General features: G+C 70.1%; 26 protein-coding genes. 14 read left to right on the forward strand and 12 right to left on the reverse strand.

What is annotated here, in order from left to right; genetic code table 11:
- Positions 1-6: 6 nt before the first annotated feature.
- Positions 7-912: an alpha/beta hydrolase gene (locus tag MYK68_RS02800; protein ID WP_247866212.1), complete on the reverse strand. Its 906-nt coding sequence runs from the start codon at positions 910-912 to the stop codon at positions 7-9.
- A gap of 195 nt (positions 913-1,107) precedes the next feature.
- Here MYK68_RS02800 and MYK68_RS02805 point away from each other — a divergent pair, with 195 nt between their 5' ends.
- The 3 genes from MYK68_RS02805 (at position 1,108) to MYK68_RS02810 (ending at position 2,658) form a co-directional block, all read left to right on the forward strand.
- The gene (locus tag MYK68_RS02805) at positions 1,108-2,040 is read left to right on the forward strand and encodes a helix-turn-helix domain-containing protein (protein ID WP_247866213.1); all 933 of its coding nucleotides are present in this window, start codon (positions 1,108-1,110) and stop codon (positions 2,038-2,040) included.
- 127 nt (positions 2,041-2,167) lie between these two features.
- Positions 2,168-2,293, forward strand: coding sequence for a hypothetical protein (locus tag MYK68_RS20735; RefSeq protein WP_283255266.1), 126 nt, complete (start codon positions 2,168-2,170; stop codon positions 2,291-2,293).
- On the forward strand, positions 2,290-2,658 hold the full coding sequence (locus MYK68_RS02810) for a hypothetical protein (protein ID WP_247866214.1): 369 nt from the start codon (positions 2,290-2,292) through the stop codon (positions 2,656-2,658). Before MYK68_RS20735 ends, MYK68_RS02810 begins: the two co-directional genes overlap by 4 nt.
- 41 nt (positions 2,659-2,699) lie before the next feature.
- Here MYK68_RS02810 and MYK68_RS02815 read toward each other — a convergent pair whose 3' ends face one another.
- Positions 2,700-3,842 carry a class I SAM-dependent methyltransferase gene (locus MYK68_RS02815; RefSeq protein ID WP_247866215.1) on the reverse strand — a complete coding sequence of 381 codons (1,143 nt, stop codon included), beginning with the start codon at positions 3,840-3,842 and terminating at the stop codon, positions 2,700-2,702.
- Positions 3,843-3,937: 95 nt separating this feature from the next.
- Between MYK68_RS02815 and MYK68_RS02820 the strand changes: the two genes are divergently transcribed.
- From MYK68_RS02820 to MYK68_RS02830, 3 genes are read left to right on the forward strand one after another with little or no spacing between them, the layout of a single operon-like run.
- Positions 3,938-4,375 carry a VOC family protein gene (locus tag MYK68_RS02820; RefSeq protein WP_247866216.1) on the forward strand — a complete coding sequence of 146 codons (438 nt, stop codon included), beginning with the start codon at positions 3,938-3,940 and terminating at the stop codon, positions 4,373-4,375.
- A gap of 1 nt (position 4,376) precedes the next feature.
- Positions 4,377-5,414 carry a sigma-70 family RNA polymerase sigma factor gene (locus MYK68_RS02825; RefSeq protein ID WP_247866217.1) on the forward strand — a complete coding sequence of 346 codons (1,038 nt, stop codon included), beginning with the start codon at positions 4,377-4,379 and terminating at the stop codon, positions 5,412-5,414.
- A gap of 10 nt (positions 5,415-5,424) precedes the next feature.
- A complete protein-coding gene (locus MYK68_RS02830) occupies positions 5,425-5,886 on the forward strand; it encodes a hypothetical protein (RefSeq protein WP_247866218.1) in 462 nt (153 codons plus the stop codon).
- Positions 5,887-6,103: 217 nt separating this feature from the next.
- Here the strand turns inward: MYK68_RS02830 and MYK68_RS02835 are convergent, their stop codons facing one another.
- The 4 genes from MYK68_RS02835 to MYK68_RS02850 are packed head-to-tail and all read right to left on the reverse strand — an operon-like array spanning position 6,104 to position 9,640.
- Positions 6,104-7,219 (reverse strand): NAD(P)H-dependent flavin oxidoreductase, encoded by a 1,116-nt coding sequence (locus MYK68_RS02835; protein ID WP_247866219.1) that lies wholly within the window; start codon positions 7,217-7,219, stop codon positions 6,104-6,106.
- Positions 7,216-7,998, reverse strand: coding sequence for a CoA-transferase subunit beta (locus tag MYK68_RS02840; RefSeq protein WP_247866220.1), 783 nt, complete (start codon positions 7,996-7,998; stop codon positions 7,216-7,218). The genes MYK68_RS02835 and MYK68_RS02840 overlap by 4 nt, the downstream gene beginning before the upstream one ends.
- Positions 7,995-8,876, reverse strand: coding sequence for a CoA transferase subunit A (locus MYK68_RS02845; protein ID WP_247866221.1), 882 nt, complete (start codon positions 8,874-8,876; stop codon positions 7,995-7,997). The genes MYK68_RS02840 and MYK68_RS02845 overlap by 4 nt, the downstream gene beginning before the upstream one ends.
- Positions 8,877-8,878: 2 nt before the next feature.
- Positions 8,879-9,640 (reverse strand): enoyl-CoA hydratase family protein, encoded by a 762-nt coding sequence (locus MYK68_RS02850; protein ID WP_247866222.1) that lies wholly within the window; start codon positions 9,638-9,640, stop codon positions 8,879-8,881.
- 70 nt (positions 9,641-9,710) lie between these two features.
- On the opposite strand from MYK68_RS02850, the gene MYK68_RS02855 reads away from it, so the two are divergent.
- Genes MYK68_RS02855 through MYK68_RS02865 form a run of 3 tightly spaced genes read left to right on the forward strand, consistent with a single transcriptional unit; the run spans position 9,711 to position 11,767 of the window.
- On the forward strand, positions 9,711-10,493 hold the full coding sequence (locus MYK68_RS02855; RefSeq protein WP_247866223.1) for an SDR family oxidoreductase: 783 nt from the start codon (positions 9,711-9,713) through the stop codon (positions 10,491-10,493).
- Between the two features lie 25 nt (positions 10,494-10,518).
- Entirely contained in the window at positions 10,519-11,415 is an 897-nt protein-coding gene (locus tag MYK68_RS02860) for an SDR family oxidoreductase (RefSeq protein WP_247866224.1), read from the forward strand.
- Positions 11,402-11,767 carry a DUF8021 domain-containing protein gene (locus tag MYK68_RS02865; protein ID WP_247866225.1) on the forward strand — a complete coding sequence of 122 codons (366 nt, stop codon included), beginning with the start codon at positions 11,402-11,404 and terminating at the stop codon, positions 11,765-11,767. Before MYK68_RS02860 ends, MYK68_RS02865 begins: the two co-directional genes overlap by 14 nt.
- Before the next feature lie 86 nt (positions 11,768-11,853).
- Here MYK68_RS02865 and MYK68_RS02870 read toward each other — a convergent pair whose 3' ends face one another.
- Positions 11,854-12,510, reverse strand: coding sequence for a GNAT family N-acetyltransferase (locus MYK68_RS02870; RefSeq protein ID WP_247866226.1), 657 nt, complete (start codon positions 12,508-12,510; stop codon positions 11,854-11,856).
- A 100-nt stretch (positions 12,511-12,610) separates the two neighbouring features.
- Between MYK68_RS02870 and fadD8 the strand changes: the two genes are divergently transcribed.
- Positions 12,611-14,200, forward strand: coding sequence for a fatty-acid--CoA ligase FadD8 (gene fadD8 / locus MYK68_RS02875; RefSeq protein ID WP_247866227.1), 1,590 nt, complete (start codon positions 12,611-12,613; stop codon positions 14,198-14,200).
- Positions 14,201-14,278: 78 nt separating this feature from the next.
- Here the strand turns inward: fadD8 and MYK68_RS02880 are convergent, their stop codons facing one another.
- Positions 14,279-14,743 carry a group III truncated hemoglobin gene (locus MYK68_RS02880; RefSeq protein ID WP_247866228.1) on the reverse strand — a complete coding sequence of 155 codons (465 nt, stop codon included), beginning with the start codon at positions 14,741-14,743 and terminating at the stop codon, positions 14,279-14,281.
- Between the two features lie 96 nt (positions 14,744-14,839).
- Between MYK68_RS02880 and MYK68_RS02885 the strand changes: the two genes are divergently transcribed.
- The gene (locus tag MYK68_RS02885) at positions 14,840-15,304 is read left to right on the forward strand and encodes an SRPBCC family protein (RefSeq protein ID WP_247866229.1); all 465 of its coding nucleotides are present in this window, start codon (positions 14,840-14,842) and stop codon (positions 15,302-15,304) included.
- Between the two features lie 9 nt (positions 15,305-15,313).
- Here MYK68_RS02885 and MYK68_RS02890 read toward each other — a convergent pair whose 3' ends face one another.
- A complete protein-coding gene (locus tag MYK68_RS02890) occupies positions 15,314-16,477 on the reverse strand; it encodes a steroid 3-ketoacyl-CoA thiolase (RefSeq protein WP_247867905.1) in 1,164 nt (387 codons plus the stop codon).
- A 157-nt stretch (positions 16,478-16,634) separates the two neighbouring features.
- Between MYK68_RS02890 and MYK68_RS02895 the strand changes: the two genes are divergently transcribed.
- Positions 16,635-17,906: a cytochrome P450 gene (locus MYK68_RS02895; RefSeq protein ID WP_247867906.1), complete on the forward strand. Its 1,272-nt coding sequence runs from the start codon at positions 16,635-16,637 to the stop codon at positions 17,904-17,906.
- Complete coding sequence (locus MYK68_RS02900) at positions 17,906-18,346, forward strand: nuclear transport factor 2 family protein (protein ID WP_247866230.1); 441 nt, start codon at positions 17,906-17,908, stop codon at positions 18,344-18,346. Before MYK68_RS02895 ends, MYK68_RS02900 begins: the two co-directional genes overlap by 1 nt.
- A gap of 102 nt (positions 18,347-18,448) precedes the next feature.
- Here the strand turns inward: MYK68_RS02900 and MYK68_RS02905 are convergent, their stop codons facing one another.
- Positions 18,449-18,868, reverse strand: a complete 420-nt coding sequence (locus tag MYK68_RS02905) for a DoxX family protein (RefSeq protein ID WP_247866231.1) — start codon at positions 18,866-18,868, stop codon at positions 18,449-18,451.
- A 155-nt stretch (positions 18,869-19,023) separates the two neighbouring features.
- Here MYK68_RS02905 and MYK68_RS02910 point away from each other — a divergent pair, with 155 nt between their 5' ends.
- Positions 19,024-19,659, forward strand: a complete 636-nt coding sequence (locus MYK68_RS02910; RefSeq protein WP_247866232.1) for a hypothetical protein — start codon at positions 19,024-19,026, stop codon at positions 19,657-19,659.
- 374 nt (positions 19,660-20,033) lie between these two features.
- Here the strand turns inward: MYK68_RS02910 and MYK68_RS02915 are convergent, their stop codons facing one another.
- Both MYK68_RS02915 and MYK68_RS02920 read right to left on the reverse strand, forming a co-directional pair.
- The gene (locus MYK68_RS02915; protein WP_247866233.1) at positions 20,034-21,203 is read right to left on the reverse strand and encodes a thiolase family protein; all 1,170 of its coding nucleotides are present in this window, start codon (positions 21,201-21,203) and stop codon (positions 20,034-20,036) included.
- Positions 21,203-22,243, reverse strand: coding sequence for a thiolase family protein (locus MYK68_RS02920; RefSeq protein WP_247866234.1), 1,041 nt, complete (start codon positions 22,241-22,243; stop codon positions 21,203-21,205). Before MYK68_RS02920 ends, MYK68_RS02915 begins: the two co-directional genes overlap by 1 nt.
- Position 22,244: the final 1 nt, after the last annotated feature.

Raw genomic sequence — 22,244 nt, forward strand, 5'->3', positions numbered from 1 at the left:
GTGTCCTTACTTTCCGAGGTGGGTCTGGAACCAGTCGAGCTGAACGGGGGCGGAGGTCGCGAAGGCGTCGTCGATGTAGGCGTCGAAGTGCCCGCCGGGCAGGACCAGGAGCTTCTTCGGTTCGCGGGCCTCTTCGTAGGCGCCCAGCGCGAGGTCGCACGGGGTGAGGACGTCGTCGGTCGCGACCACCAGGAGCAGCGGCGTCGGTGAGATGCGGGCGATGAAGGCCGCCGGGAGGTATTCGGTGAAGAGCTCCACCGAGCGCAGGGTGATCAGGTTCTCCCAGTTGGTGGCGCGTTCGCGGATCGGTCCGAAGAAGAAGTCGTGGCTGTCCTGGGTCGGCAGGGCGCACGGCTCGTCGGCGGACTGATCGAAGGTGACCGGAATGGTCAGGGGGTCCTCGCCGCGCAGCCGTCCGGCGCGGTCGGCGTCGAAGCCCTGGCGGAGGGTCGGCCAGACGTCGGACCGGATCAGCCGGCGGGCGTTCTCCAGCCCGTCGACGAGCGGCACCTGGGAGACGACGCATTTCACGCGGCGGTCCAGGGCGGCGACGACGAGTACATGCGCGCCGCTGTAGCTCGACCCCCAGATACCGACCCGGCCGGCGTCGATGCCGTCCTGCCCGGAGATCCAGGTGATGGCATCCCGATAGTCGGACACCTGCTGCCACGGATCGATCTCCGCCGGACGCGGTCCGTCGCTCTCGCCGAGATTCCGGTTGTCGTAGACCAGGACGTCGAAACCGCCGTCGGCGAAGTAGCCGCCGAAGTCGTCGAGGTACATCTCCTTGGTGGCCGAGAAGCCGTGCGCCATGACGATCACCGGCCGGTTGTCGCCCTCGCCCCGATACCACCACCCGCGCAGGGTGGTGCCGTCCTCGGTCTGGAACTCGCAGTTCCGTCTTTCTGCCATTTCTCAACTCCCGATCAGGCCGCCCGCCGGGCGCGGTGGCGGCTGTGAATCGAGTCTGCGATGTGGGTCACACCGGCGGCTGTGGCGCCAGTGCAGAGATCTTGGTCGGTGTCTGCACAATGCGGCCGAGGTGTGAGCGGGCTCTCCGGAGTCCTCGGCAGGAGGCCGTTTCTATGCCACGATCGAAGGGTGACGGTGGTCCAGCCAGCTGCGGCACCGAAGCGCGAGGCGCCCGGTGTGTCGACGGTCGGCGACTTGTCGTCGTTCATCACCCGGTGGCATCGGGGCTGGTCCGTGCATTCGGCGGGTGCCCCGCTGATGGAGCAGCCGATCCGTCGCTACGAGTTGGGCGGTCTGGACATCGTCCACTGCGTCACCGAGTCGTGCTCCGGGGTGCGGACGCGGTCATCGATCGATGCGCACGACGACACGGTCCTCGGCTTGCTCACCGTGCTGGAGGGCCGCGAGGTCGTCGAACTCGACGGTGAACCGGTCACCCTCCACGCCGGGCAGTCGTTGCTCTGGGACACCCGGTCGCAGGGTTCGTTCTCGGCGTCGGAGAACCTTCGCAAGTTCACCGTCTTCCTGCCCCGGGATCTGGTCGCGGCATGGACGCCCCACCTCGATGAACTGCTCGCCGCGGGGCCGATCCGGGCCGAGCGGACCCTCGCTCTGCGGGCGTTGGCCGAGGCGCTCGACCGCACACCCGAGCCGATCCTCGCCGAACAGCCGGCCGTCGCGCTGGGCAGCGCCTTCCGGGAGCTGCTGTTCGTCACGCTCGACCTGGCGCATCGCCCGTCGGCGGCGGACTGGGCCGACCAGCGCTGGCGTCGCGCCGTGGAATTCGTCGAAGACCGGCTCCCCGGCTCCACCACCGCCGAAGAACTGGCGACGCATCTCTCGCTCTCGGTCCGGGCCGTCTACCAGATGTTCGCCGACCGGGAGATCACGCTGCGGCAGTATGTGCGTGAGCGGCGCCTGTACCGGGCGCGCGCCGAGCTGGTGAGCGAACTGTCCCGGCCGATCGGGGAGATCGCCGGCACGTGGGGATTCGCGGACCAGTCCGCGTTCACCAAGGCCTTCCGGCGGATGTTCGGCGAGACGCCCGGCAACGCCCGCCGACGCTGACCGGCCGTGGCGGTCGAGCGGAGTCGAGATCATGACGGTCGAGCGGAGTCGAGATCATGACGGTCGAGCGGAGTCGAGACCACGCCTCTCGGTAGGATCGACGCCCTGCTGACAACGAGGGGGAGCTGTGTCCGTACTGGCCGACGACCTGCCGGAGATCCAATACCGCTACGAGTGCGTCGACGGCGACGTCTGGCGCTTCACCCGCGGCGGCATGCGGGTGTGGCCGGTGGGGAACTGGGGCTGGCGGTGACGGCGGTGTTCGAGGCGGTCTGCTTCATCGCTCTGTCGCTGGTCTTCGGCACCTGGTGGTTCCTGCTCGGCCTTCCCGCCGTTCTGGGGGTGATCGCACTGATCACGCTGCTCAAGAGTTACCGGGCGAATCGGAGACTCTTGTCGCCAGGAAGCGTCATGTCCGCCGGCTACAGCGATACCGCGCTCCGGCTCGAGGACGGCGGAGTCACGCTGACGGTGGCCTATTCGCGGCTGGAGCAGGTCACGAGGATGCGCGGCTTCGTGGTGGTCAAGGTGCGCAAGGGACGCCGGATCCTGATTCCGGAGGAGAACGCGCCGGCGGAGGCCGTGGCGAAGATCCGGGCCGGGATCGCGGCGGCATGACGGCGGCTGGGACATGCCGCCTGATCGGCATGTCCGCTCGATCAGCGTGCTCGCCGGGTGGACGCGGTGACGGTGAACTTCGGGTTCCGGGCGATCTGCCGGGTCGGGCCGACCAGGCGATCCAGCGCCGGGCGGTACCGCAGGTGTGAGTTCCACACGCACCACAGCTCGCCGCCCGGGGCCAGGGCGCGCCCGGCGTCGGCGAACAGGTGCTCGGCGATCCCGGTCGACAGGGACGCATCGCTGTGAAACGGCGGATTGAGCAGCACCAGCTCTTGTGAAGCCTCCGGCAGCGTCTCCAGGCCGTCGGCGCGGACGACGTCGACGCGCTCGCCGACACCGTTGGCGGCCGCGGTCGCCCGGGCCGACGCCACCGCGGCGGCGCTGCGGTCCGTCGCGACGACGCGCACGTCTGGCCGCCGCGCGGCGAGCGCCGCGGCGACGATGCCGGAGCCGCAGGCCAGGTCGACGGCGGTCGGTGCCGCGGGCAGCGCGTCGAACTGCTCCAGCAGGAACCGGGTACCGATGTCGATCCGGGTCCCGGCGAAGACGCCGCCGTGTGCGACGACGGTCAGCCCGAGATCGGCGTGGAACTCGGTGCGCGGCCACTGTCCGGCTGATGCCGCCGCGTCGAGGGTCTTTGCGCCACTGGCGATCAGCACGCGGGACTTCTGCCGCGCGTGGGTGACGTCGACGCGCTCGAAGACGGCGCGCAGGACGTCGTTCATGGCCACCGACATGTGCTTGATCCGCCCGCCGGCGAACACCCGGACGCCCGGGTCGGCGTGCGCGGCGATCAGGGCGGCGAGTTCGGCGAGCCGGTCGAGGGAGCGTGGCAGCCGCAGCAGCACCGTCGTCGCCCCGGCGAGGAGTCCGGAATCGAGCGGGCGGGCGGTGAACACACCGGTCGTGCCGAGGCGTTCGGCGTTGGCGGACAGCGCGCGTTCGCCGGTCAGCAGATTCTGGTGGACGCGGATGTCGCGCGCACCCAGCTCGGCCGCGCCCAGCGTGAGCGCGCCGTAGGCGTCGTCGATCACCGCCAGCGCGCCGTCGGGGGTGGCGGCGATCGCCGCGGCGGCCTCGTCGAGCAGCAGCCGGTCGGCGGCGTCGACCGCGGTCAGACCCGGCCCCTCGACGTCGGGGAAGCGCCGGAGAGCGGTCGGACGGAGCGCGGTGAGATCCACGAGTTCAGAGACTACCGATCACTTTCGGCCGGCCCGGTGGTCTATCTCTGTGACGGCACTTGACCGCAAGCGCCGCGGACGCGAGGAGAACCACCATGCACGACATGATCTTCATCAACTACGCCGTCGCCGATCTGGACCGCTCGCGGGAGTTCTTCACCGCGCTCGGCTACCGGTTCGACGACCGCTTCTGCGACGGCAACGCCGCCGCGCTGGTCCTGGGCGACCACATCGTCTGCATGCTGATGCGCCGCGAGTTCTACGCGGACTTCACCGACAAGCAGATCGTCGACGCGACCACGTCGAGTGAGGTTCTGGTCAATCTGAGTGCGGCCGGCCGGGAGGAGGTCGACCAGATCGTCGACCGCGCGGTGGCGCTCGGCGCGAAGGACGGCCGTACCGACGACCACGGCTTCATGTACGGCCGCGATTTCGAGGACCTCGACGGCCACGGGTGGGGCATCATGTGGATGGATCCCGCCGCGGTCGAGGCCGGGCCGGAGGAGTTCATGAAGCAGCAGCAAGGAGCGTGAGGTGCACGACGACGGCCCCTCGACCGGCGGCTTCGACGAGCTGACCGCCGCCGTGTCGCGCGCGGAACTGCTCGCCCACTGCTACCGCATGCTCGGTTCGGCGACCGACGCCGAGGACGTGGTGCAGGAGGTCTACCTGCGGGCCTGGCGGGCGTTCCACCGATTCGAGGGGCGGTCGTCGACGCGCACCTGGCTGTACAAGATCGCGACCAACACCTGCCTCACCGCGCTGGAGAGTCGTGCGCGGCGGCCGCTGCCGACCGGGCTGGGCACTGATGCGTCGGACCCGGCCGTCCCGGTGGTCGCCGACACCGAGACCCGCTGGCTGGGACCGCTGCCCGACGCCGCCCTCGGCGACCCGGCCGATGCCGCGACCCGGAAGGAGAGCGTCGGTCTGGCGATGGCGGCGGCGCTGCAGCATCTGCCCGCGACGCAGCGCGCCGTGCTGATCCTGCGCGACGTGCTCGCCTTCTCGGCCGCCGAGACCGCCGGCCTGCTCGACGTCTCGGTGGCGTCGGCGAACAGCGCGCTGGCCCGCGCCCGGAAGACGCTCGCCGCGGTGCGGGCCCGGGACACCGCGATCGGCGAGGGCGCCCGCGCCGACCGGCTCACCGCGCACGAGCAGCGCGTCTGGGACGAGTTCTGTGCTGCCTTCGAGCGGTACGACATCGACGGCGTGGTGAGTGTCCTCGCGGCGGACGCCGTGTGGGAGATGCCGCCGTTCCCCGGCTGGTATCGGGGTGCCGAGCGGATCGGTGAACTCAGCCGCGCGCAGTGCCCGGCCCAGCGGCCCGGCGACCTCGCGATGGTGCCGACCACGGCGAACGGGCTGCCGGCCGCCGGGATGTACCTGCGCGACGGCGACGAGTGGCGCCCGTTCCAGCTCGACGTCCTCACCATCTCCGGTGGCGCGGTGACGCACGTCGGAGCGTTCTTCGAGCCGGCGCTGTTCGCGCTGGCCGGTCTCCCTGATCGGCTCACCGATCCGGGCGCGCCGACGGCTATCCTCGGGAGGGTCGAGTCCACCGCGACGGAGTGAAGGAGGGGCCGTGCGTGCATCGAGATCGCGAGCCGCCGCGCTCGTGATGGTCGCCGCCGGGGCCGTCGTCCTCGGCGGGTGCACGGTCGACGGGACCGCGGTCAAGGCCGGTGGCCCGGCCGGAACGACGACACCGACGGTTTCCGTGACGTCGTCCGCGGCGCCGTCCTCGACGTCGCCGTCCACGAGCGTGCACAGCACCGCCCGGTCCACCTCCGCGAGCACGACCTCCGAGAAGTCGCCGGAGACCACCAGCAGCGCGGCGTCCGGCATGGCCGCTCAGGCGTGGACCATGACGTGCCACACCTACCGTCGTCTCACCCCCGACGAGCAGAAGGAGGTGACGGCCGAACTCGGCCGCCGCCTGCATAAGAAACAGCTCATCGACAACGACCGGTCGTTCGCGATCGTGAACTCGTTCTGCAACGACGGACTGGTCCGGAACAGCCAGGGCGTGCGGGACTCCGAGTAGCGGGGGCTTCGACACCGGCTCGTTCCTCGCCGGGCTCAGCCGGCGGGGCAGATCGGCCCCCATGCCGGTCGAGCGGCGTTCATGCCGGTCGAGCGGAGTTCATGCTGGTCGAGCCGCCCCCATGCTGGTCGAGCGGAGTCGAGACGGGGGTGTGATCTCGACTCCGCTCGATCGTCGTGTTGGGCGGAGTCGGGTCCGCCCCGCCGGCTGAGTCTGCTCAGCCGACGGAGAACTCGGACAGCGCGGCGAGTCGTGCGTGCGCCTGAGTCATCACCGACTGGATCAGCTCGTCGCAGCTGGGTAGATCGTCGAGCAGTCCCACCACCTGACCGGAGGCCAGCACGCCCGCCTCGGTGTTGCCGTCGACCAGCCCGGCCCGCAGCAGCATCGGGGTGTTGCCTGCCATGATGATCTGCTGCCAGGTGCGTTCCCCCGAGCGCTTCATCGCGCGCCCGTCGCGGAGCATGGTGGTCCAGCGCATGCCGGTCAGCTGCTTGAACTCGTGCGCGTTGCGGGCGGCGGCCACCAGAGCCTTGGTGCGCGAACCGCTTTCGAGCGCGTCGACCAGTTCGGTCCGCAGCACGCGGTGCGGAACGCCGTCGACCTTGGTGGAGACGACGGTGTCGGTGAGTCCGCGCTGCAGGTATTCCCGTTTGACGCTGTCGGGCACCGCGGAGTCGCTGGTGAGGAGGAACCTGGTGCCCATCGCGATCCCGTCGGCACCGTAGGCGAGGGCCGCGACCAGGCCGCGCCCGTCGAAGAAGCCGCCGGCGGCGACCACCGGGATCGAGGTCGGTCCGGACCGGCCGCCCAGGGTGGTTCCTGAGCGGAGCCGAAGGGCGTCGATCACCGACGGCAGCAGCAGCGAGGTGGCGACCGGCCCGGTGTGTCCGCCGCCCTCGCCGCCCTGCACGATCACCGCGTCGGCGCCCCACGAGGCGACCTTCACCGCGTGCCGGGCCGCACCGATCGACGGAATCACCACGGCCCCGGCATCTTTCAGACGCGCGATCAGCTCGGCCTTCGGGGCGAGCGCGAACGACGCGACCTTCACGCCTTCGCGGATCATCAGATCGACGCGCTGCGCCGCGTCGGTGGCATCGGCCCGCAGGTTGACCCCGAACGGCTTGTCGGTGAGCGCCTTGGTCTTGGCGATCGCCGCTTCGAGTTCGTCGTAGGTCATGGTCGCCGACGCGAGGATGCCCAGGCCACCGGCGTTCGCGGTCGCGGCGGTGAGTGACGGGCCGGACACCCATCCCATGCCGGTCTGGACGATCGGATAGTCGATCCCGACCAGCTCGGTGAACCGGGTGGACAGCGGTGCGGCGGTCACGCGCGAACCTCGCGATCGCGAATTCCCTTGGGGTCCAGTACATCCCGGATCAGGGCTAGCTGCTCGGCGGTGGGTGCCGCGGTCGTCGGAGCGTCGTCGAGGCCGGCGACGGGGAATCCGGTGTTCTCGGCGACCTGCCCGGGCGTCACCCCGGGATGCAGCGAGAGCGCGCGCATGGTCCCGCCGCGACCGCCGAAGTCGAACACGCCGAGGTCGGTCACCACCCGGTGGATGTGGACGTCGTCGAAGGCCGGGTTCGACGCGTCGACGGCGTCGGTGCCGATGCCGCAGACGATGTCGACCTTCTCGACGAAGACGCGTGCCGAATGCCTGCCGACCCAGTAACTGGTCGGGTGGTTGATCGTGTTGCCGGGTGACCCGCGCGAGCCGAACATCTGCCGCGCCGGGTGCTGGAGCGGGCCGAATGCGGAGAGGTTCTGGTTACCGTGCCGGTCGAGCTGGTTGGCGCCCATCACCACGTGCCGGCGACCGGAGGCGACGACGTCGAACACCTGGCGGAACGGCAGCCAGCCCTCGATCGGTCCCGTCTGGCCGATCGGCGGGGTGCCGGCCAGGATCTGGGCCTCCCCATCGGTGATCAGCAGGTCGGGTTCGGTGGTGAGGCGGGCCAGTCGCGCGCCGAGCAGCGGTATCGGGGCCATCGGGGAGGCCATGATCTCGCCGGCGCCGGTGAAGATGTCGGCGCAGGCGGTGACGCAGTATTCGGCGCGGGTCGGGGTCCCTTCGACGGAGCTCAGGGGGCGGCGAGCGGTGCTCATCGGGTCTCTCCGTTCCATGCGGTCACTTCGGCCTGATAGGTCTCCTCGTCGACGTCCAGGAACCGCGTGCGGAACGCGGCCCACTTCTCCTCGTCGCCCGCGGACTCGACGTAGAACCGCTGGAAGGCCTCGTCTCGGGGATAGCTCCCGGAGAAGGTGAAGTGCGCGCCGTTCGGGGTGTGGACCACGCGGTCGACGTTCATCCGGTTGAGCAGAAGACGTTGGGGGACCACGGCATCGGCGAGTTCTTCGGTGGTGACCAGGCGGTCGGTCTCCAGATAGCGGCGGTCGGCGGCGGCGAAGAACAGGTCGTCGAAGTACGGGTCGATCCCGGTGTAGGCCGCGTTGCCGTGGACATCGGCCAGATCGAGGTGCACGAACGCCGCGTCGAGCGTCAGCGCGGGCATGGCGATGAGCGTCTGAGTCCGCCCGTCGCCGTCCGGGTAGGGGGAGACGACGGTCTTCAGCTCGCCGTCCCAGAAGTCCGGCACCGAGGAGCCGAGTCCGGCCCGGATGGGGAGGAACGGCAGGCGCGCGGCGGCGGCCTCCAAACCGCACTTGACCATGCCCTCGTCCATCTCGCGGGCCTCGATCGCGCCGCTGGTGCGGGCGCGGGCGAACCACGGGTCGTAGAACGGCGGCGAGTCGAGCGAGACGAAGCCGTAGTACGCGCGCTTCACTTTGCCTGCGGCACAGAGCAGTCCGAGGTCGGCGCCGCCGTAGGTGACGATCGTGAGGCCGGTCAGTGACGACCGGGCGAGGGCGCGGACCAGGGCCATCGGCTTGCGCCGTCCGCCCCAGCCGCCGATACCGATGGTCATGCCGTCGGCGAGTTCGCCGATGACCTCGTCGAGGGTGCTGGTCTTGTCGGTCGCCATGCTCAGTGCTCCCGCTCGCTGCCGCTCCCGGCGACGAAGGCGTCGCGATGCTCGTCGGCGACGCCCGCCAGGTTCAGCTCGTAGGTGTATCGCTGTTCCAGCAGGTAGCTCTTCTTCACGTCGACCGGGTCGATGGTGTTGATGGCCTGTTTGGCCGCGCGGATCACCCGGGTGTCCTTGGCGGCGATCCGGTCGGCCACGTCCAGGGCGGCGTCGAGCACGTCCTCGCGCGGCACCACCCGGTAGACCGAGCCGAACCGCTGAAGCTCGCCGGCGGTGATGTTCTGCGCCGTGTAGTACAGCGCGCGCATCAGATGGGGCGGGACCAGCCGGGCCAGGTGGGTCGCCGCGCCGAGCGCGCCGCGGTCCACCTCCGGCAGCCCGAAGACGGCGTCGTCCGAGGCGACGATCACGTCGGCGTTGCCGACCAGCCCGATGCCGCCGCCGACGCAGAAGCCGTGGACCGCGGCGATCACCGGGACGGCGCAGTCGTACACGGCGGAGAACGCCGCCGCGCAGCCCAGATTCGCATCGACCAGCGCGTTGAAACCGGCGGTCGCCTGCATCTCCTTGATGTCCACGCCCGCGTTGAAGCCACGCCCGGCGGCGGTGAGGACCACGGCGCGGGTGGCCGGGTCGTCGCCCGCCGCGAGGATCGTCCGGGCCAGCTCGAACCAGGCGGCGCTGGGCAGTGCGTTGACCGGCGGGTAGTCGACCGTGACGACGACGACGCCGTCCCGCGGTCGTGCGGTGCTGATGGGCACGTTCCGGGCTCCTTCCGAAGCACTTCCTACTTGCCCAAGCAAATGCTTGGTTGTTTGGTAGGGTAGCATCATGACGGAACCCGCGCATGCGTCCGGGCTGGGCCTCGCCGGCAAGATCATCCTGGTCACGGGTGGTGTGCGCGGTGTGGGAGCGGGCATCGCCGGGGTGCTGGCCGGTCTCGGCGCGCACCCGGTGGTCTGCGCGCGTCGTCCCGGCGAGCGCGACGACGGTCCCGAATTCCTCCCGTGCGACGTCCGCGACCCCGACGCCGTCGAACGACTCGTGGCGCGGATCGTCGACCGGCACGGGCGGCTCGACGGGGTGGTCAACAACGCCGGGGGCTCGCCGTTCGCCCTCGCCGCGGACGCGTCGGACAACTTCTCGGCGAAGATCGTCGGGCTCAACCTGCTGGCGCCGCTCACCGTCGCGCACGCCGTGCACGCGGTGATGGTGAGTCAGCCCGGCGGCGGCGCGATCGTCAACGTGTCGAGTGTGAGCGGGCACCGGCCGTCGCCGGGCACCGCGGCCTACGGGGCGGCGAAGGCGGGCCTCGACAGCCTGACCGCGTCGCTCGCCGTCGAGTGGGCGCCCGCGGTGCGGGTCAACTCGGTGGTCGCCGGTCCGGTGCACACCGAGGCATCGCACCTCCACTACGGCGACGACGAGGGCATCGCCGCGGTCGGGCGCACCATCCCGATGGGCCGCCTGGCGTCGCCCACCGACATCGGGAACGCCGTCGCCTTCCTGCTGTCGCCACTGGCGTCGTACGTCACCGGTGCGGTCCTCGCCGTGCACGGCGGCGGTGAGAAGCCTGCCTTTCTCGATGCCGCCACCGCGGGCAATGAACTGTGACCTCCGACGAAGAGAGTGAAAAGCGTTGAGCGATAAGGGAAATGACGGACGCGTCGTCATCGTGACCGGGGCCGGGCAGGGTATCGGGCGCGCGCATGCACACGCCTTCGCGGCAGACGGGGCCCGCGTGGTGGTCAACGACTACGACGCGGCCGCGGCGGCCACGGTGGCCGGCGAGATCCGGGACGCCGGCGGGGAGGCCGTCGCCGCACCCGGTGATGTGGCCGACTGGGCGACCGGCGAGGCGATCGTGCGGATGGCGGTCGACGAGTTCGGGCACCTGGACGTGCTCGTCAACAACGCCGGCTTCGTGCGGGACCGGATGCTGGTCTCGCTGTCCGAGGACGAATGGGATGCGGTGGTCCGCGTGCATCTGAAGGGGCACTTCGTGATGCTGCGCCACGCGGGCGCGCACTGGCGCGCGAGGGCGAAGGCGGGGACCGTGCCGCGGGCCCGGATCGTCAACACCTCGTCGGGGGCGGGACTGTTCGGGTCGGTCGGCCAGGGGAACTACTCGGCGGCGAAAGCGGCGATCGCCGAACTCACCATTCAGGCCGCCGCCGAGCTCGGGGGTTACGGTGTGACGGTGAACGCGATCGCGCCGGCCGCACGCACCCGGATGACGATGGGTGCCGGTGAGGCGATGGCCGCGCAGATGGCCGCGCCCGACGACGGCTCCTTCGACGCGATGGACCCGGCGAACATCTCGCCGCTCGTGGTCTGGCTCGGCTCGCCCGCGTCCGCCGCGGTCTCCGGCCGCGTCTTCGAGGTCGAGGGCGGCCGGATCACGGTGCTCGACGGCTGGCAGCGCGCCGCCACCGCCGACAAGGGCGAGCGGTGGAATCCGGCCGAGCTGGGGCCGGTCGTCGCCGATCTGATCGACCGATCCCCGAAGCAGGTGACGCCCTATGGCGCTCGATGAATCCGCGATGGTCGCCGCGGCGAAGACCTACGTCGACGCCCTGGTCAGCCACGATGCGACCGTGGTACCCCTGCATCCGGAGTGCACGCGCACCGAACTCGGTGTGAAGACCGGGCGCAACGGCGGGCACATCGCGCGCAGCCTCACCTGGGGCCCGCAGTTCCGGCTGATCCACACGGTCAGCGACTTCACCACCGTCGTCGACGGCCATGCCGTGCGGACGTCGTACCTGGTGCACGTGCAGCCGCGGTTCCTGCGCCTGGCCGCACGGGTGACGGAGACCTTCACGGTCGACGACGCCGGCCGCATCACGAAGATCGTGGCCGGCTTCTCACTGCCGCATCGCGTCTGATCAGCGGCGTTTCGACACCGGCTCGGCCGGCGCCTCGCCGGGCTCAACGGGCTGCGGGGCTGCGGGCGAGGCGGTGTCGAACGGGCCTACGAGCTGGGCGCGCGCACGACCATCGGGACGCCGGGGAAGGCGATCGCCATCTCCGAGCGTGACTTGCGCAGCGCCGCGGTGCCGTAGCCGTGCTTGCGCTTCTCCGGACGGATCCAGATGCGGACGTCCACCTCGCTGCCGTTCAGTTCGCCGAAGACCAGGCCGACCTTGGCGTCGCCCTCGACGGCGACCAGCCAGACGGCGTCCTCGTCGTCGACGCGCGCCAGGCCCTTGGCGATCTCGTCGTTCAGGGCGCCGGCCTGCTCGCCGGAGCCGTCGGCCGCGAGGCCGAGCTCTTCGGTGCGCTCGGAGATCAGGTCGGTGTCCTCGTCGGGGGAGAACGGTCGGAGGCCGACGCTGTCGCCCGCGGCGGCCGGGCGATCGGCGGCGGTGAAGGTGATCGCGGCGTTGAGGTCGTCGAGTTCGGCCTGGTTGCGTCGGCGCTCGGCCTTGGTGAGCTGATGGAACGACATGTTCAGGATGGCCTCGACGCCGAGGGGCGAGGCGCCGAGTAGGTCGGCGACCGCGGTCACCGCGGCGGCGCGGTCCTCGGACTCGACGATGGCGTCGAGAACCTCGTGCCGCCGCTCCAGAGCGACGAGCAGTGCTTCGGTGATCTCACGGCGGGCGGCGGCCTTGTCCACATCAGTCATGGTGTCGATGGTAGGACGGAATCGTTTGTCGCGCCGGTCTTGTCGCGAGATGATTCGTATTGGACTGTCTCACAACTGAAACACGTTCTAGTCTGGATGCATGGCGGAAACAGTGACGGACGAACATCTCCGGACCGGTGTGCATCTCGGCGATCTGATGGTGGCGGCGCTGACACGCCACGCGGACCGACCCGTGCTGCGGATCGGCGACGTCGAACTCACCGGGCGCGCTATGGCCGACGAGATCAGCCGGTACGTGCAGGCCTTCGAAGCCGTCGGGGCGGGCACCGGGACCGCGGTCGGGCTCCTCGCCCTGAACCGTCCCGAGGTGCTGCTGGTGATCGGTGCGGGCCAGACACAGGGCTGGCGGCGCACCGCCCTGCACCCGCTCGGATCGCTCGACGACCACGCCTATGTCCTGAACGACGCCGGCGTCGCGACACTGGTGATCGACCCGGTGCCGATGTTCGTCGAGCGGGCGCTCGGCCTGTTGTCGAAAGTGCCCGGGCTGACCCGGATCCTCACACTGGGGCCGGTACCGGAGGAACTGCGGGAGGTGGGGATCGACATCGTCGCCGAGGCCGCCGCCCGCGAGGCGCGGCCGCTGACCGCGAAGATCCTCGACCCCGATCACGTGGTGTCGGTGACCTACACCGGTGGCACCACCGGCAAGCCGAAGGGTGTGATCGGCACGGCGCAGGCGATGGCGACGATGACCTCGATCCAGCTGGCGGAGTGGGAATGGCCCGAGCGGCCGCGCTTCCTGATGTGCACACCGCTGTCACACGCGGGTGCCGCGTTCTTCGTGCCCACCCTGATGAAGGGCGGGTCGATGGTGGTCCTCGGCCGGTTCGACCCGGCTCAGGTGCTGGAAACCATCGAGCGCGAACGCATCACGGCCACCATGCTGGTGCCGTCGATGCTGTACGCGCTGCTCGACCATCCCGACTCCCGCACGCGCGACCTGTCGTCCCTGCAGACCGTCTACTACGGTGCCTCGGCGATCAATCCGGTGCGGCTGGCGGAGGCGATCGAGCGCTTCGGGTCGATCTTCGCGCAGTACTACGGACAGTCCGAGGCGCCGATGGTGATCAGCTACCTCGCCAAGGGCGATCACACCCCGGAGCGGCTGACCAGCTGCGGCCGGCCGTCGGCGTTCCTGCGCACCGCGTTGCTCGGCGCCGACGGCGCGCCGGTCGTCTCGGGCGAGCCCGGTGAGATCTGCGTGTCCGGTCCGCTGCTGGCCGGTGGCTACCTCGGCCTCCCGGACCAGACGGCCGAGGCCTTCCGCGACGGCTGGCTGCACACCGGCGACGTCGCCCGGGCGGACGCCGACGGTTTCTGGTACATCGTCGACCGCACCAAGGACATGATCGTGACCGGTGGTTTCAATGTCTTCCCGCGGGAGGTGGAGGACGTGATCGCCGGGCATCCGGCGGTCGCGCAGGTCGGCGTGATCGGCGTGCCCGACGAGAAGTGGGGCGAGGCGGTCACCGCGGTCGTCGTGCTGCGGGAGGGCGCCGGTGCCGCGGAGTCGGAGAGGGCGGTGGTCACCGCCGAGATCCAGGCCGCCGTGAAGGAGGCCAAGGGGGCGGTGCAGGCCCCGAAGACGGTGATCTTCGCCGAGTCGCTGCCGCTCACCGCGCTGGGGAAGCCGGACAAGAAGGCCCTGCGGGCGCAGTTCGCGTGACGGATGCGGCCGGCCGTCCGTCAGACCGTCGCAGAAGTGGGAATAGTGACCGCATCCGCGACGGTCTGCGCCGCGGCGCTACGCGTGCTGGGCGCGCGGACTGTTGACGCCGAGCGGATTGCCGTTCGCTTCCAGCCAGTCGGCGATGGACTCGACCAGTTCTCCGGTGAGCATCCGGCACATCGAATACGCGATCCGCGCACCCTGCAGCTTGGCGAGGTCGGCGTGCGGCCCGGCGAAACGGTCGTCGATCGTAGTGTGCCACAACCCGAGCCACCGCTCGAAGTGCTGCGGCTGTAGACCGGCGATCTCGTGGAGGTCGCGGTGCGGGGCGAACACGTTGCGTCGGTACTCGCCCTCCTTGAGGACCGCCTTGCACCAGAAGTCGGTGATCCTCGGCAGATGTACGGCGAGGTCCATGTGTGCGATGTCGACGAAGACGGGTCGCAGCAGGGGGTCGGCGAACGCGCGGTGGTAGAAGTCGTCGAGCACCTCGGCGACGTCGTTCCGGCCGGCGAGGTCCGGGAGTTCCGGTCCGCTCATGCCTCGAATCTACCGGCGGCACAGGGGGACCGGCGACGGGCCTTGGGCCCGGTTCCCGCCGGTGCGACGACGGCGCGGTCGTGACACAGTGAACTCATGACGAATCCGGAGCCGACCGTCTCGGCCGACATCACCATCGACGCCGGCGCCGACGCCGTCTACGCGCTGATCACCGACCTCGATGTGCTGGCCGGGCTCGCCGCAGAGACCACGGCGATGCGATGGACCAAGGGTGACGCCGCCCGTGTGGGTGCCCGGTTCAAGGGCAGCAACCGCAACGGCGGCAAGACCTGGTCCACCGCCTGCACGGTCACCGCGGCCGAGCCCGACCGGACCTTCGAGTTCACGGTCACGAGCATGGCGATCCCCATCGCGCGATGGCGGTACGACCTGGAGCCGGTCGACGGCGGGTGCCGCGTCACGGAGAGCACCTGGGACGCGCGTCCCGGCTGGTTCCTTCCGGTCGCCAAGCTGGCCACCGGTGTCGGCGACCGCACCGCGGCGAACGCCGAGCACATCCGGGAGACGCTCGCTCGGCTGAAGGCCCGCGCCGAGGGGTGAGTCCGCCCGTCAGATCCGCTCCAGGATCGTGGCGGTGGCGAGGGCGCCGCCGGCACACATGGTCACCAGTGCGGTCTGCCGATCGCTGCGCTCCAGTTCGTGGAGTGCGGTGGTGATCAGCCGGGCGCCGGTGCTGCCGACGGGATGGCCGAGGGCGATCGCGCCGCCGTTGACGTTCACGATGTCCAGGTCCGCGTCGTGGACGCGCGCCCACGACAGCACGACCGACGCGAAGGCCTCGTTGATCTCGACCAGGTCGATGTCGGCCATGGTCATCCCGGCCTTGGCGAGCACGGTCTCGGTGGCCTGAACCGGACCGTCCAGGTGGTAGTACGGCTCGGCGCCGACCAGCGCCTGCGCGCGGATCCGGGCACGGGGGCGCAGCCCCAGATCGCGGGCGCGCGCGGCGTCCATCAGGAGTACGGCCGCGGCGCCGTCGGAGATCTGGGACGAGTTGCCCGCGGTGTGGATGCCGTCGCCCAGCACGGGCTTCAGGCCGGCCAGCGACTCGGCGGTGGTGTCACGCAGCCCCTGGTCGCGGGTCACGGTCAGCGTCTCGCCGGTGAGTTCCCCGTCGCGGGTGCGCTCGGGGGCGGTCACCGGCAGGACCTCGCGGTCGAATCGTCCCTCGTCCCAGGCGCGTCGTGCATGGGTCTGCGAGCGGAGGCCGAGTGCGTCGACGTCGTCGCGCGTGATGCCGCGCCGCCGTGCGATCCGCTCGGCCGCCTCGAACTGGTTGGGCATGTCGATGTCCCACGACGCCGGGCGCCGCGGTCCGGCGTCGGTGCCGACGTTGGCGCCCAGCGGCACGTGCGACATGCACTCGACGCCGCACGCCATACCGACGTCGATCGCGCCGGTGGCGATCAGCCCGGCGATCAGATGGCTCGCCTGCTGCGCGGAGCCGCACTGGCAGTCCACGGTGGTGGCACCCGTCTGCCAGGGCAGGCCGGCGTGCAGCCAGGCCGTGCGGGTTACGTTGTTGCCCTGCTCACCGACCTGCATCACGCAGCCGCCGATCACCTGCTCCACGAGTGCGGGGTCGATGCCCGCGCGCTCGATCACGCCGACTTGCGCGGCGCCGAGGATTTCGGCGGCGTGGAGGCCGGAGAGCCATCCGTTGCGCTTGCCGATTGGAGTTCGGGCCGCTTCGACGATCACCGGGTCGCCCATGTATCTGCCTTTCGTCACGACATCTCACCAGCAAACTGAAACGAGTTCTTGTTTGCGTCTCACCAGTGTGGCACAGTGGGAAGTACCAAAACTGTAACCGGTTCTCATTTTCCGTGAGCCGCTGGAATCGCGAAGAAGAGGTGGAGGCGTGACGCAGATGATGCAGAATGCCGCGGCATCCGATTCGACGGGCAAGTGCCCGTTCATGCACCAGGAGGGCTGGGACTTCACGAGCCCGGACCTGCTGGAGAAGGGCATCCCCGTCAAGGAGTTCGCCGAACTCCGCCAGACGGCGCCCGTGTGGTGGAATGCGCAGCTACCCGGCAAGGGTGGAGGCTTCCACGACGGCGGCTACTGGGTCATCTCCAAACACTCCGACATCCGCGAGATCTCGAAGAACGCCGAGGACTGGTCGGCCGCGGACAACGGCGTCATCATGCGCTTCGACGACGAGATGACGCAGGAGCAGATCGACGTCACCAAGGCGCTGCTGATCAACCACGACCCGCCCGAGCACACCCGGATGCGCAAGGTGGTCTCGCGGGCGTTCACCCCGAAGGCCGTGCACGCGCTGGAGTCCAAGCTCGACGACGCCGCGCGCGCGATCGTCGCGAAGGCGGCCGCCGAAGGGCGCGGGGACTTCGTCCACCAGGTGGCCGTGGACCTGCCGCTGCTGGCCATCGCCGACCTGCTCGGCGTGCCCGAGGAAGACCGGATGAAGCTCTTCAACTGGTCCAACTCGATGATGAACGCCGACGATCCGGAATTCTCGGCGGACCCGCAGGTCGCGTCCGCGGAGATCCTCGGCTACGGCTACAACATGGCCGACGCCCGCCGGAAGTGCCCGGCCGAGGACATCGTGACCACGCTGGTCCACGCCGACATCGACGGTCATTCGCTCGACGAGGCCGAGTTCGGGTTCTTCTTCATCCTGCTCACCGTCGCCGGCAACGAGACCACCCGCAACGCGATCACCCACGGGATGAACGCCTTCCTCGACAATCCTGAGCAGTGGGAACTGTTCAAGAAGGAGCGTCCGGCGACCGCGGTCGACGAGATCGTCCGCTGGGCCACCCCGGTCAACTGCTTCCAGCGGACCGCGAAGAACGACACCGAGGTCGGCGGGCAGAAGATCAAGAAGGGCGAGCGCGTCGGCATGTTCTACGGTTCGGCCAACTTCGACGAGGACGTGTTCGACGACCCGTTCACCTTCGACATCACCCGCGACCCGAACCCGCACGTCGGCTTCGGCGGGAACGGCACGCACTTCTGCATCGGTGCCAACCTCGCCCGCATGGAGATCAACCTGATGTTCAACGCGCTGGCCGACATGGTTCCGGACATCACCAAGCTGGAGCAGCCGCGCCGGCTCCGGCACGGCTGGATCAACGGCATCAAGGAACTCCAGGTCGACTACGGGACCGCGTAGTGGGCGAGTCGCCGCCCTACCTGAACATCGACCGGGAGCACCATCCCGCGGTGCTGGCGGGACGTCGTTCCCGCGACGCGGTGATGGCCCGCGACAAGGAGGCGTGGCTCGCGAACTTCGCGGCCGACGGGATCGTCGAGGATCCCGTCGGGCCGTCGATGTTCGACGAGGCCGGTGCCGGACACCGCGGGGCGGGGCAGCTCTCGGAGTTCTGGGACAAGACCATCGGCACCACCGAGCGGATCGACTTCGTCTTCGAAAGGGAGATCATCTGCGGTGACGAGGTGGCCTACATCGGGAAGATCGTCACGCACATCGGCGGGTACGTCTCCGAAGCCGAGGGGGTCTTCACGTACAAGGCGGACGCGGACGGGGATCTCGTCGCTCTGCGGGCCTTCTGGGAGATCGAGGCGACGATGAAGTCGTTGCGCCCGGCCTGATCCGGACGCTGGTCGAGCGGAGCCGAGACCTCGACCGCCATGCGCTCCGCTCGGCCGCCGTGGATGCTCCGCTCGACCGGCATCGCGGTCGAGACCACCGGGTCAGCGGCGTCGGCGTGCCAGCAGATTGCCGTCGACGGACAGGATTCCCTGGTTCGCGACGGCGATGCCGATCAGGCCGGCGATGAGGGCGAGCGGCAGTTCGTAGCCGCCGTTCGACGCCCAGAAGCCCTGGTCGATGTGCGCGGTGAAGATCGCGCCGATCATGTCGATGATCAGCAGCAGGGCGACCAGCGGGACCGCGAGCCCGACGATCAGCGCGGCGCCGCCGACGAGTTCGACGATCCCGGCGAACCATGCGGAGAAGGTCGGTGCGGGCACGCCCATCGCCTGGAAACCGTCGGCGACATTCCCGATGCCGTTGGTGACGAACTTCTGCCAGCCGTGGGCGAAGAAGATGATGCCGAGAATCACCCGGGCGATGGTGGTGGCGACGGACTGGCCTTGCTGGGCGCGGGTCATGGAGTTCCTCCTGGTTCGCGAATCGGACGTTGCGAGACTAACCGGACCATGGTCCGAATGAAAAGCTAGACCTCGCTATTCTTAGGTGGGCCTTAGGAATGGTGTGCGGCACGTCGCTTGGCGGTCCGGCCCATTGCTGCCGTTACGCTGGGCGTATGCGACGACTCTTCCTGGCGGCCGTCTCCGCCGCGGCCCTCGCGTCCACTCTGACCGCCTGCGGCGGTGACTCGTCGGAAGCCTCCAGTGCCTCGGTCTCCCTGGCCGGATCGGAGAGCGCGACGGCGGCACGGACCCCGTCGTCGACGACGCGCTCGGCACCGGGTCGCGCGGCTTCGAGCGTCGTGGCCTCGAGCGTCGTGACGAGTCCGACGACCCCGAGTCCGGCCGCCGGGAAGCCGCCGGCCGACCGGGTGGTGCCGGGCGAGGTGGTCTCCGGCGAGGGATTCCTGCGGACGGGGAGCGATGTCGACTACCGTTTCGCCGCGGGTGGCGGCCGGTGGGTGTGCGACATGACCCGGGCGACGGTCGTCTGTTCCGGCGAACTCGCACCGGGCACGCAGCCGAAGGGTGCCGGTTCGGTGGAGCTGACCGCCGCCGGTGCCGTGACCTTCCCGGGTTCGTCGGCGCCGGGAGACAAGCACGGGCCCGCGCGCCCGAAGGAACTGCCGACCGGCCGCTCGCTGCCCAACGGGGTCTTCGTGTGCGCGGCCTTCGCGGGCGGTGTGCAGTGCGAAACCCCGTCCGCCGCGCACGGATTCAAGCTGACCGCGACCTCCACCACCCGCTGGTAGCGCCTGCTCCTCCCAGTCTCGCCGGTCGGCTGCTGTTCCGTGGTGGTCCAGCGACCGTGGAACAGCAGGCGAGCAGCCGGGAATGAGAATCGGGCGCGCCGGTGGTGTGCTCCGGTCGGGTCTGTGCCGTCGACTGCTGTCTCGTGGTGGTCGGGCAGCCACGGGACAGCAGGCGAGTGGGCCGGCTGGAACCGGGCGGGCCGGCGGTAGGTGTCGGCGGGGTGCCGGGCGCACCTGCCCGTCGGCGGGGCGGCTTCCGTCCGGCCCGGTGTCCGCCCGCCGAGGTTCCTTCGGTCGGGTTGCACGACCGGACTCGTGCCCGCCGGCTGGGGAGCTTCGAGGCCCCTGGGGGCGTCTCGAAACCGCACCTCGAGCTACGGCCGGTCCGCTCCGACGAGCCACATCGAGAAGTACTGCGAACCGCCGCCGTAGGCGTGGCCGAGGGCCTTGCGGGCGCCCGCGACCTGGTGGTCGCCGGCTTTGCCCATCACCTGGATGGCGGCCTCGGCGCAGCGGATCATCCCGGAGGCGCCGATCGGATTGGAGCTGAGCACCCCGCCGGAGGCGTTGACCGGGAGCTTTCCGCCGATCTCCGTCTCCCCGGCCTCGGTGAGTTTCCAACCCTCGTGCTGCTTCGCGAAGCCCAGGTTCTCCAGCCACATCGGCTCGAACCAGGAGAAGGGCACGTAGATCTCGGCGGCGTCGACCTCGGTGAGCGGATCGGTGATCCCGGCGTCGCGCCAGAGCGCCGCGGCGGCGTCGCGCCCGGCCTGCGGGCTGACGACATTGCGGTGGCTGTAGGCGAGCGGCTCGGTGCGCATCGCGGTCGCATGAATCCAGGCCACCGGCCGGCCGTCGGCGACCGCCGCGTCGGCCGCGGCCTCGTCGCCGATCACCACCGCGCAGGCGCCGTCGGACGACGGGCACGTCTCGTCGAAGCGGATCGGGTCCCACAGCATCTGCGAGCTCATCACCTTCTCGACCGTCTGGTCGGGCTGGTGGAGGTGGGCGAGGGGATTGCGGGCGCCGTTGCGGCGGTCCTTGGCGGCGACCATCGCGCCGATGTGGGCGGGGGCCCCGGAGTTGTGGATGTAGGCGCGGACGTGCGGGGCGAAGTAACCGCCCGCACCCGCGCCGACGGGCATGGTGAACGGGACCGGGATCGAGAGCGCCCACATGGCGTTGGACTCGGACTGCTTCTCCCAGGCGACCGCGAGCACCCGGCGGTGCACCCCGGACGACACCAGCGACGAACCGACGATGGCGGTGGAGCCGCCGACCGATCCGGCCGTGTGGACACGGATCAGCCGCTTGCCCACCGCGCCGATCGCTTCGGCCATCGCGAGCTCCGGCATCATCGATCCCTCGAAGAGATCGGGTGCCTTGCCGATCACGATGGCGTCGATCTCGGCCATCTCCACCTGAGCGTCGGCGAGGGCCCGGTCGATCGCCTCGCGGACCATCCCGGCCATCGTGACATCGGTGCGCTTGGCGACGTACTTGGTCTGCCCGGTGCCGAGCACCGCGGATCTGTTGTGGCCCATCAGTTCTCACCTCCTGCGAGGGTCACGACCATGTTCTGTTGGAGCAGCGGTCCGCTGGTCGCGTGCGCCACCGCGGTGCCCGCTTGCCGGGTGAGGATCGCGTGGGCGGCGTAGCCGATCCGCTGGAGTCCGCCGGAGAACAGGGCGTTGCCGGTCAGAGCGCCACCCGACGGATTGATACGTGTCGTGTCCGGCAGCCGGAGAGCCTTCCGGAGGATCAGTTCCTGGTGCGTGTACGGCGCCTGGAGCTCGGCGACGTCGACCATGCGGCTTCGCGACCCGAACGCGGTGTCGCCGGCGAGGACGGTCGACGGGGATTCGGTCAGATCGCGGGCGCCGAAATTCGGCGAGTCGATCCGGTGATCCCACCCGGTGACGAAGGCCGGGTTCTCGGTGAGTTCCCGGGCGCGTTCCTCGGTGGCGATCACGACCGCGGCGGCGGCGTCGGCGTATGGGGCGATGTCGTGCGCGCGCAGGGGATCGGCGACGTAGTCGGCGGCGAGCAGGTCGTCGGGGTCGTCGCCCGTGGTACGTGCGGCGACCTCGGCCATGTCGCGCTCGGTCCATGCGCCGGCGTCGAGTCCGGCGCGGGCCTGCAGCCCGGCGAGGGAACGGGCGTCGGGCAGGAGCGGGGCGACGGTGTACGGGTCGGTCTGCAGGGCGAGAGTGGCGTCGGCGTTGCCCGCGGAGGCCTTGCCGAACCCGTAGGCGAGGGCCATGTCGACCTCGCCGGTGAGGATCTTGACCCAGGCCTCGTAGAGCGCCCAGGCCCCGTCCATCTCGACGTGCGACTCGTTGATCGGTGGCACGGCGCCGATCGCGTCGATCGCGGAGATGAAGGAAAAGGCCCGTCCGGCAAGGTAATCCGACGATCCGCTGCACCAGAACCCGATGTCGGAGCGCGTGATGCCGAGTTGGTTGTAGAGGCGGTCGAAGCAGGGGATCAGCATCTCGACGCCGTTGGTGGTGCCGGTGGTGGCCGGGACGTTGCGGCTGTGGGCGAAGCCCACGATGGCGACGCGCGGTGGCGACTGTGTCATG

It is taken from the genome of Gordonia sp. PP30 (assembly GCF_023100845.1).
Lineage (GTDB): Bacteria > Actinomycetota > Actinomycetes > Mycobacteriales > Mycobacteriaceae > Gordonia.